12 protein-coding genes are annotated in these 9,069 nt (G+C 37.6%); 6 read left to right on the top strand and 6 right to left on the bottom strand.

Going from position 1 to position 9,069, the window contains the following annotated elements; all coding sequences use genetic code 11:
• The 4 genes from ACFCYJ_RS24705 to ACFCYJ_RS24690 form a co-directional block, all read left to right on the top strand.
• The coding region (locus ACFCYJ_RS24705; protein ID WP_376078284.1) for a hypothetical protein at positions 1-252 on the top strand (252 nt) is incomplete at its 5' end.
• 108 nt (positions 253-360) lie between these two features.
• Positions 361-1,686, top strand: a complete 1,326-nt coding sequence (locus ACFCYJ_RS24700) for a M48 family metallopeptidase (protein WP_376078290.1) — start codon at positions 361-363, stop codon at positions 1,684-1,686.
• Between the two features lie 109 nt (positions 1,687-1,795).
• A complete protein-coding gene (locus tag ACFCYJ_RS24695; RefSeq protein WP_376078281.1) occupies positions 1,796-2,611 on the top strand; it encodes a YitT family protein in 816 nt (271 codons plus the stop codon).
• A gap of 298 nt (positions 2,612-2,909) precedes the next feature.
• Positions 2,910-3,284, top strand: coding sequence for an MmcQ/YjbR family DNA-binding protein (locus ACFCYJ_RS24690; protein ID WP_376078278.1), 375 nt, complete (start codon positions 2,910-2,912; stop codon positions 3,282-3,284).
• 252 nt (positions 3,285-3,536) lie between these two features.
• On the opposite strand, the gene ACFCYJ_RS24685 is transcribed toward ACFCYJ_RS24690, so the two are convergent.
• The 6 genes from ACFCYJ_RS24685 to ACFCYJ_RS24660 form a co-directional block, all read right to left on the bottom strand.
• Positions 3,537-3,878: a GIY-YIG nuclease family protein gene (locus ACFCYJ_RS24685; protein WP_376078276.1), complete on the bottom strand. Its 342-nt coding sequence runs from the start codon at positions 3,876-3,878 to the stop codon at positions 3,537-3,539.
• A 16-nt stretch (positions 3,879-3,894) separates the two neighbouring features.
• Positions 3,895-4,650, bottom strand: a complete 756-nt coding sequence (locus tag ACFCYJ_RS24680; protein ID WP_376078273.1) for a DUF2087 domain-containing protein — start codon at positions 4,648-4,650, stop codon at positions 3,895-3,897.
• A gap of 123 nt (positions 4,651-4,773) precedes the next feature.
• Entirely contained in the window at positions 4,774-5,649 is an 876-nt protein-coding gene (locus ACFCYJ_RS24675; RefSeq protein WP_376078271.1) for an ABC transporter permease, read from the bottom strand.
• A complete protein-coding gene (locus tag ACFCYJ_RS24670) occupies positions 5,649-6,569 on the bottom strand; it encodes an ABC transporter ATP-binding protein (RefSeq protein ID WP_376078269.1) in 921 nt (306 codons plus the stop codon). The genes ACFCYJ_RS24675 and ACFCYJ_RS24670 overlap by 1 nt, the downstream gene beginning before the upstream one ends.
• A gap of 6 nt (positions 6,570-6,575) precedes the next feature.
• Positions 6,576-6,980 carry a DUF3021 domain-containing protein gene (locus ACFCYJ_RS24665; protein WP_370075987.1) on the bottom strand — a complete coding sequence of 135 codons (405 nt, stop codon included), beginning with the start codon at positions 6,978-6,980 and terminating at the stop codon, positions 6,576-6,578.
• A 1-nt stretch (position 6,981) separates the two neighbouring features.
• The gene (locus ACFCYJ_RS24660) at positions 6,982-7,431 is read right to left on the bottom strand and encodes a LytTR family DNA-binding domain-containing protein (protein ID WP_376078267.1); all 450 of its coding nucleotides are present in this window, start codon (positions 7,429-7,431) and stop codon (positions 6,982-6,984) included.
• A gap of 223 nt (positions 7,432-7,654) precedes the next feature.
• On the opposite strand from ACFCYJ_RS24660, the gene ACFCYJ_RS24655 reads away from it, so the two are divergent.
• Together ACFCYJ_RS24655 and ACFCYJ_RS24650 are read left to right on the top strand one after the other, a co-directional pair.
• Positions 7,655-8,683 carry an AbrB family transcriptional regulator gene (locus ACFCYJ_RS24655; RefSeq protein WP_376078264.1) on the top strand — a complete coding sequence of 343 codons (1,029 nt, stop codon included), beginning with the start codon at positions 7,655-7,657 and terminating at the stop codon, positions 8,681-8,683.
• Between the two features lie 105 nt (positions 8,684-8,788).
• A complete protein-coding gene (locus tag ACFCYJ_RS24650) occupies positions 8,789-9,007 on the top strand; it encodes a hypothetical protein (protein WP_376078261.1) in 219 nt (72 codons plus the stop codon).
• The last annotated feature ends 62 nt before the right edge of the window (positions 9,008-9,069 follow it).

The raw sequence follows: 9,069 nt of genomic DNA, 5'->3' as shown, positions 1-9,069 counted from the left end.
CGGAAGCAAGGAGAATACCCGCGGAAGCAAGGAGAATACCCGCGGAAGCAAGGAGAATACCCGCGGAAGCAAGGAGAATACCCGCGGAAGCAAGGAGAATACCCGCGGAAGCAAGGCAAATATCCGCGGAAGCAAGGAGAATACCTGCGAAAGCAAGGAGAATACCCGTGGGAGCAGGTAAATACCCGCGAAAGCAAGGCAAATACCTGGGGAGCAGGTAAATACCCACTAGAAGAGGACTTTTTGGTGTGAAGTAGAATAGAAGGTAAATAAAAACAAAGAAAAATTTGTTCTAACTTTTTCAATTTAGCTTACACTTACTATAGGACGAACTTAGTGTTGAACAAGGGAGGAAATGACATAGCGAAAAAAATGGGAATTGTCGCGCTACTTTTATTCGGTGTTTATGTGCTGTGTATGTATTGGTATATATTTCACAGCGGTGGTGGTACAATACCACGAGCGATGCAGGGGACAGCTGCAGATCCAGTGATGTTTATGTCTGAAAAAGAACTATACTTAAGCGGTGAATATTCTAAAATACGGAACTTCCTATTCTTTGTTGCTACACCTTTGGAATGGTTAATCTATTTCATGATTTTAATTATGGGCGTATCACGTTATTTCGAAAAGGTAGCGACGTCACAAACAAAATGGAAGCTGTTACAAAATGCAGCCTACTTATTCTTATTATCATTTTTACTATATGTTGTACTATTTCCACTCGATTATTATCGTTTCAATTTAAGCAAAACTTATGGAATTAGTACACAAGCGTTTTCCTCATGGATGCGAGATGGCATTCTTGATTTTTGGGTTAACTTTGGCATGAGTTTAATTATCGTGTCTGTCCTTTACTGGCTCATCAAAAAAAGCGCCAAAAGATGGTGGCTATATGCATGGTTTCTAACGATTCCATTTTCAATATTTGTGATGTTTATTCAACCTGTAGTTATTGATCCCTTATATAATGATTTTTATCCGCTAAAAAATAAGGAGCTAGAAGAGAAAATTTTGTCTATTGCTACACAGGCAAATATACCAGCGGAGCATGTATATGAAGTTAATATGGCAGAAAAAACAAATGCCTTAAATGCCTATGTAACGGGTATCGGCAGTAACTCGAGAATTGTGCTATGGGATACAACGTTAAATCGTTTAACAGATAATGAAATACTATTTATCATGGCACATGAAATGGGGCACTACGTTGAGAAGCATATTTATTTTGGTATTGCTGGGTATCTTCTGTTGTCATTGCTAGGATTGTGGCTGACAGCGAAATTTTTGAGGTGGTTGATTAGACGTTATGGACATGTATTAAAAATTAAAAAAATCGGTGATATAGGCTCTTATCCATTGTTTTTAATCATAACGTCCGTTTTATTATTTGCTTCAAGCCCATTATCAAATTATGTTTCACGGTATCAGGAAACGAGAGCCGATCAATATGCGATTTCATTAACGGGTGATCGAGAGTCTGCAGTTACTGCATTCCAGAAACTAACGATATCTGGTTTAAGTGAAGTAAATCCACAGCTACTCGTAAAGTGGTTCCGTTATACACATCCCCCAATGCTTGAACGTATTTATAAGGTAGCGGAGAAAGCTGAAGATAATAAAGAGGAGCCTTTAAAAGAAGTGCCGATAAAAGAGGAGCAGAAAAAAGAATATCAGAAGAAATAAATACCGTTGTTAAAACAATAATAGTGTAATACTCCAGGTTTTTTGAACGAATAAGTTGGGTATTCTAAGAGAAAGATCAAAACTGTTCGTTAATGATAGGGGAATTGTTATGCGTAATATTGTCGTTATTACACTTTCGTCGATAGTAGTCGCCTTTGCCTACAATTTTTTGTTAATTCCACATGAGATTTTAAGTGGGGGATTAAGCGGGATTGCCATCATGCTTGGTATTATTACACCTTTGAATACAGGGGTTTTAAATTTACTATTGAACTTGCCTTTACTTATTATTGGGGTCTTAAAGCTAGGGAAGCGATTTATTGGATATACCATTCTTTCTGTAGTCGTCTTGTCGGTAAGCTTGTATATTATTCCTATTTATAAAGCTACACAAGACCCAATTCTTGCCTCATTATTTGGTGGCGTTATTGTGGGCGTAGGGACGGGCATGATTTTTCGTGCGGCGGGTTCCTCTGGAGGTTTTGATATTATAGCGATGCTGCTAAGTCGTAAACGAGACTTTCCACTTGGTACATTAATCTCTGCATTGAATGGTATCGTTGTAGCTGTCTCCGGGTTCGTTTTTAGCTGGGATGCAGCATTACTGACGCTCGTATCGATTTATGCTACAGGGAAGGTTGTCGACACCATTCATACGAGTCATATTAAATTGACACTGATGATTATTACGAGCAAGGGCGAGGAAGTGAAACAGCAGCTACTGGAAAAGCTTCATAGAGGAGTAACTATTATAGATGCGAAGGGTGCTTATTCAGGAGAAGGGCGAAAAGTTTTAATTACCGTCATTACACGTTATCAGCTTGCTGAAGTAAAAGGTACGATCAAAGAAACAGATGCTAAAGCCTTTGTCAATATATTGCAAACTACCGAGGTCATCGGCATGTTTGATAGAGGCATAAAATAAAGGGTGTCCTGTAATAAAGTGTTTCGTGTGGCTGAAGCTATGCTTTCTCATTGTTGCTAAGAGGCTCAGTACTCGATTTAAAATAAATAAATATTTCCTCTGCACACGTTATTGATTATAATGAATATAATCGAACGTGTGTTTTTTTAACTTCTTTCAGCAGGTCCTGCTGAAAGAAGTTAAAGCCTCCGGCGGATGTCACGGAATCGGAAAGGAGTTCTTTGTGCTTGCACAAAGCCGATTCCAGACGCAATTATGCCGAGGCATAATTGATATTTGGCGGAAATGGGGTTAAATAATGAACAAAGAAACAATTCATGCATATTGCCTAAAGCTTCGTGGAACAACGCATGATTACAAAGAAGAATGGCAAGCGGATCGTTATCATATTGGTGGTAAAATGTATGGGATGATGGGCGGAGATGCTACTGGAAGACCGGTACTTACTTTGAAATGTGAACCTAATCGAGCTGAAGAGTTGAGAGAAGCCTATGAAGGTATTATTCCAGGTTACTATATGAATAAAACACATTGGAATTCAATCTATATGGATTCAGATGATGTCCCTATTGATTTAGTTGAAAATTTAATCAAACATTCCTATGAGTTAGTTTTTGAAAAGCTAACAAAAAAAGCTCAGCAGGAAATTAATTTAATGGAAGAAATGAAGTAAGAGAACAAGTAGGATGCCCCTTGCAAAGAAGTAGGAGCAGATCTGGCTAAGAAATACACAGGTGTAAGAGAAAAGTGCTCGGTCAGCCAAAGAATTGCTCCGGGCCAGTAGATAATTGATCTACTGGCGAAAAGGAATACCCCAGAAGCAGTGAATCCTCGCTCGAAACAACATAATATATGAAATTAAAAAAGAATCTGCAAGTTTCTCCAGCTTGATCTCGGAGAAAACAGATTCTTTTTTTTATGTTACCTAGTTATATCCGAGTTCACCAAATGGCTGAAGCTTGTCGAGCCATTTTTGTTCTAGCTTTTCTAACTCTCTTTTGGCATCGAAATAGCCCTCTTCTTTTTTCTTCAAATATTCCACAACTTCAATTTCAAAAGCATCATTGCCGAAAGTGTTGTAATCAGCTTGTAGCTCTTTATTAGTATGTGTATTCGTTTTTAACATAAATTGAAAGCCGTTTAAGCGTTTTAAGTTATTAAAGCTACCAACAAACACTTTACCATTCTGTTTATTGGTCATTGAAAAAACACCAGCTTCGATTTTTATTTCTTTATACATTTCCTTTAATTCTTTTTTATGGTCCATTGGAAATCCTTCTTTCTTATTTTTTTATCCAGTAAGCACTGCCATCCTCTTGTCGATCCATGAAGCCGTATTCGATTAAATAGCGACGTATTTGCACATAGTCCTCATACATCGGTTGAATCATTTCGTTTAATTCTTTTTCTGAATACTGTTTTGTTTCATCGAAAAGTTTTGTGATTGCACGGAGTATCACGATTTTATGTTTTTCACGTTTTGGGAAGCGGACTAGCTCTTTGCCAATACCGTTTGGAAAGTACTTTTCAAGTAATTGCTGTTCTTCAGAAATCGTAATATTATAGCGATCGTCGACCATCGTTGCCGTTTTGTGAATAGGTACAAAGCTGTCTTCCTTTTGATTTTGTTCTTTTAAAAGCTCCATCATCGCAAGAAACGTTTTCGCTTGACGTTCCTTTTCTTTAAGAGTAAAGCGATGGTGACGTATCGTTGTTGCACTACCAATTTCCAACTCTTCTTTAATTTCTTGATCGGTTTTTCCTTCATAAAATAAGCGTAAAATATGACTTTGATGATCAGTTAGTCCTGTCATTTTTTTATGAAGACCATTTAAATAATGAAATACAGATCGATGTGTAGCAGTAATATGATGTTGCATAAATTTTTCTGCCTCGTAGAGAACGCCTTCATGTGGATAAATAATACCCTTTTCAATTTTTTCTCCGCAAAGCAAGCAAGTGAAGTGTGTTGCTTCATCACTGTAGCCTTTTTTTATGTCATGGATTGATGCTTGCCAAAACAATTCATTTACATCCATTGGATATCCTCCTATAAAACAAACGATTATTTATTTTGTTTGCTTATTTATTATTAAAATAACAAATTGTTTGATTAAAATCAATAAAAAACACATCGTTTTATAAACGATGTGCGAAAATGTTTATTTATTTTTCTTTTTAAAAATAATGATCGATAAGATCGCTAGCACAATAATTGTGACGAAAATAATGATAAAGCTAGTTGAGGTACTCAGTATATTTCCATGAACGTCATAGACAATACCATACATTATTTTATAATCTTCCACCTGTGAAGCAGGCGCACCTTCGAAAACTTTGGGAATTGAGCTCTCCATAAAGGCATTGCGTAATAGTAACGTTGTATGACTGATAGGGAAATACATAATAAGATTTTGAGCAAAGCTTGGAAGTGCACCAACAGGTACATAAACACCACAAAAGAAACCGAGTGCTGTACCGACGATTGTACTGAGAGTTGAAAATGAATGTTGGCTGTTAGCAAGTAACACAAGGAAGAGATTAAAAACACTGGCCAGTAATACTGATAAAAATAGTAATCCTACAACTTTCATGAAATCCCCAAAGTTTAGTAGCTGGCCGCCAGTTGATGCGATAAAAATTTCACAGCCAATAAGGGCGATAAAGGAAAAGATACAGCCAATGATAAACGCATTTAAAACATAGCTAAATTGAATGGTTGCTCGCGAGATAGGCGCTGTGAGAAAATCAGCTTGCGCTTTTGTTTCAAGATCCCTTACAGCAATGCCATACGCGGCAAGTGTAGTAGAAACAGCGATCATAGAGAGTAAACCAGCGACAATCCATTCATTGACCATCGTTACTAATTCTGGAGTAGCCTTTGTCACTTCTTCAATGGCATTGACCTGCATTTTTTGAAGAAATACTGCGTAAAGGATAATGACTATAATGACGGATAGCAGCGAGTAGAAGACTTGTGTTTTATCACGTCTAAAAACTTTGTTATTTCGTTTTACTAAGCTAAATAATGCTTCCATTAAGCTACACCTCCCTCGGCCATAATATGAAGAAAGACATCATCCATCGTACCTTTGATGACTTCAAACGAAGCAATAAGCGGTTCCGCATTTTTTAATAGCGTTAAAGCATGAAGGGGCGAGTCAACTCGGATGGAGAAAATACCTAGGTTTTCTGTATAGGAGATAGCATTTTCCTCGAGCCACTGTATCCCTTCTGAACTATTATGAAAAACAATTGCCATTGAATCATAGGCGTATTTTGTTTTAAGTTCATCAGGTGTCCCTTCAGCAACAATTTCTCCTTCTTTTAAGACGATGACTTGATGAGCAACTGCTGCTTCTTCCATATAATGTGTTGTTAAAAAAACAGTCATGTTTGTTTCGAGCTGAAGCTGCTTAATGGCTTGCCAAACGAATTGCCGCGTTTGTGGATCAAGTCCAGTTGTCGGTTCATCTAAAAACAATATTTTTGGTCGATGGATTAGGGCTCGAGCGATATCGGCACGCCTTTTTTGACCACCTGATAAAGTCCCATATTTGCGTTTTTCTATATCTTCTAAATGTAAATATGTTGAAACGAATTGATAATTTTCGACCAATTGTTTTTTTGATAAGCCATATGTTTGACCACGGTGAATTATATTTTCCCGCACCGTTAATCGTTCATCTAGTAAACTTTGCTGGAATACAACACCAATGGATTTTCGGATTTCCGCATTGTCATTGCTTGCACCAAGTGTATAATCATTAATGTTTACAGTACCGCTTGATTTTTTCAATAATGTACAAAGTATTTCAATGGTCGTTGATTTTCCGGCACCATTTGCACCTAAAAAGGCGAAGAGGGAGCCTTGTTCAACCGTAAATGAAATACCTTTTACCGCCTGATGATCGCCATATTGTTTACATAGATTTTCAACTTGTATAGAAAAGGTCATATTGTTTTATTCCTTTCTTTTTTGAATTTCATAATTAATTTTTTCAATATCATTTTTTTGAAGGACATAAAGGATGCACCAAACGATTAAGTAAATAATAGCTTCACTTATAAGAACATACTTAATGCCGGAATGTTCAAACCAACGCCCGAAATAGCCTGCAATCATAACACACAGCGTAACTGCAATTAAATGTAGAATAAGCTGAGTAATAAAAGGTAAACGCTCTATTTCAAAGATGATGGACAGCAGACCTATTACCGCTCCAAGGATGGCGGCGATGATAATTTGCTCAAGTAATTCAGATCCTGACACCACAGCGTTATTAGATATGACACTTAATGTTACTAAGACGTAGGAAGAACTAAGTGATATGAGTAGTCCAATAATCATCATGCGAATAATTTTCATATTATGAGTCCCTCCCAATACCTAAGTGGTGTTTTAGTTCTTTTAAATATTTCCGGCTAACATGGACGGACACATCGTTTTCTAAAATCAGTTCAGTTGTGCCAATTTTGCCCATTTGAATAGAGGCAATTTTATTAATGTTGACGAGCGTTGATTTACTAACTCGGGCAAAGTCTTTCGCTAATTGTGCTTCCAGCTCATATAATTTACGCTTCGTTTCGAATTCCTGTTCTTCCGTCTGCAAAAAAACTTTTGCACCCTCTGCGTAAATGGAGTAAATATCTGAAATTTTTAGCATATGAATTTCCTGTTGAAAGTAGCCATCTAGCATTGTTGTTTGTGAAGCTTGTAGCTGCTTCATCAGTCGTTCAATTTGCTCGGTGTATTCCTTCGCATGTATATGAATCTCGGTTTCGTCTAGCTCACTATTGATTGTTAAATGAATTTTCATGGAGGCCTCCTTTACATATCTCCGCTATGGAGAAACACTGAATCAGGTAATAATAATGTAGCATAGAAAATTTTGGCTTGGAGAAAATCTTGGATAAGAGGTTGAATTTTATCGATAACAGGTTAAATTTTAACGATATATGATCTTGCAAAAAAGTAATGAAGTAGAAAAATAGGCAGGTTCACAGCATAATAGAAACATACAATTATGAGGGGTTGCTTCTATGTTTATTTTTGACAAGCACATGTTCATTACATTATGTATAGGTTTAACAGGTGCAATTTTATTTAATTTATTACATATTCCAATGCCGTGGTTACTTGGAGCTATAGCGGCGGTACTTATTGTTCAGTTATCAACAAAAGTACAATTGAAATGGCATAGATATTTTCGTAATTTTGGTTTAATCGTTGCGGGGTATTCCATTGGTTTTGCGTTTACACCAGAAGCGGTACAGGATATTAAACAATTTATAGGAAGTATGATTGTTTTAAACGTATTATTTATTGTATTGTTTTTTGGTGTTAGTTATTTAGTAGCAAAACGTGCGGATTTAGATTTTGCGACCGCGTTGACATGCTGTGTACCTGGTGGCATGTCACAGGTTGTTGCCTTTGCTGAGGAGCAAGGGGATATGGATATGGTCGTGATTACGTTCTTCCAAATATTACGGGTTCTATTAATTGTCGGTTTTGTGCCATTAATGGTGTCTGGATCTGGGGGAACTGGCGTAGTTGTCAATGGGGCGTATTCATGGAGCTTAATAGGATTACTTGCTGTGTGTGGAGTAGCAGGTTGGCTAGCGCAAAAGGCAAAGATTCCGACAGGTTATATGCTTGGTCCAGTGTTTTTATTGATGGGCATCAATATAGTGGGGATCGATGTACCGAAATTGCCATTGTCACTACTTCATATCGCGCAACTAATGCTTGGCATTTACATCGGACTTTTATTGAAAAAAGACGATCTACATTTATCGAAGAAGCAAGTATTTTACGCTTTTGTATCGGCGGGTATCTTTGTTGGCGCGGCCTATGGCTTAACATTTGTTATGAAAAGTCTTTATAGCCTTGATTTTCAAACGAGCTTTTTAAGTATCGTACCAGGCGGACTTGATCAAATGGGGATTATTGCGGCTTCCGTGCATGCAAAGGTCACAATCGTTACCGCATTTCAGCTGTTCCGAGTGCTGATTGTATCTGTTTTCCTCGTACCGTTTGTGAAAATGTTTGTGAAAAAAGTGAAAACGTAGAGTACGGGTGGATATCACCAGTTTATTGTATGGAAAATATATAAAATAAAGATGATAAACACTGTCATGTATATAAGTTGATTGGAGTGGAGGCTGGTCGACTCCTTGGGGATCAGCAATAGAGGAACGAAGGCTAAAACCATCACATCCTGTGATAACGCCTTCGTGACCAACATCGTGTTGGCCCGAGACCCTGGAGCGAGCAACGCGAGTGAAGCGGCTCAGACGCCCCCAGGAAGCTTTGCTCTGTGCGAAAGCGAAGCGTCAGCAACAAAGCGCCCAGCCAGAACGGAAATCAACCACACGTTATGGTATCGAGCTTAATATTGTAAAGTTTTGTTGGTTTTGGAAACTATAATCTTATTCTAACGTCTTTAACTTCAAAG

This window comes from Lysinibacillus sp. NPDC056232 (assembly GCF_042267565.1).
Lineage (GTDB): Bacteria > Bacillota > Bacilli > Bacillales_A > Planococcaceae > Lysinibacillus.
Note: the sequence above shows the minus strand (reverse complement) of the source record. Positions and strands in the feature narration are given on the sequence as shown.

Excerpts from the sequence above, each read along its gene's own strand:
- ACFCYJ_RS24690 (WP_376078278.1), top strand. The coding sequence starts at position 2,910 with ATGAACAAAGAAACAATTCATGCATATTGCCTAAAGCTTCGTGGAACA.
- ACFCYJ_RS24655 (WP_376078264.1), top strand. The coding sequence starts at position 7,655 with ATGTTTATTTTTGACAAGCACATGTTCATTACATTATGTATAGGTTTA.
- ACFCYJ_RS24665 (WP_370075987.1), bottom strand. The coding sequence starts at position 6,980 with ATGAAAATTATTCGCATGATGATTATTGGACTACTCATATCACTTAGT.
- ACFCYJ_RS24660 (WP_376078267.1), bottom strand. The coding sequence starts at position 7,431 with ATGAAAATTCATTTAACAATCAATAGTGAGCTAGACGAAACCGAGATT.
- ACFCYJ_RS24695 (WP_376078281.1), top strand. The coding sequence starts at position 1,796 with ATGCGTAATATTGTCGTTATTACACTTTCGTCGATAGTAGTCGCCTTT.
- ACFCYJ_RS24675 (WP_376078271.1), bottom strand. The coding sequence starts at position 5,649 with ATGGAAGCATTATTTAGCTTAGTAAAACGAAATAACAAAGTTTTTAGA.
- ACFCYJ_RS24670 (WP_376078269.1), bottom strand. The coding sequence starts at position 6,569 with ATGACCTTTTCTATACAAGTTGAAAATCTATGTAAACAATATGGCGAT.
- ACFCYJ_RS24685 (WP_376078276.1), bottom strand. The coding sequence starts at position 3,878 with ATGGACCATAAAAAAGAATTAAAGGAAATGTATAAAGAAATAAAAATC.
- ACFCYJ_RS24680 (WP_376078273.1), bottom strand. The coding sequence starts at position 4,650 with ATGGATGTAAATGAATTGTTTTGGCAAGCATCAATCCATGACATAAAA.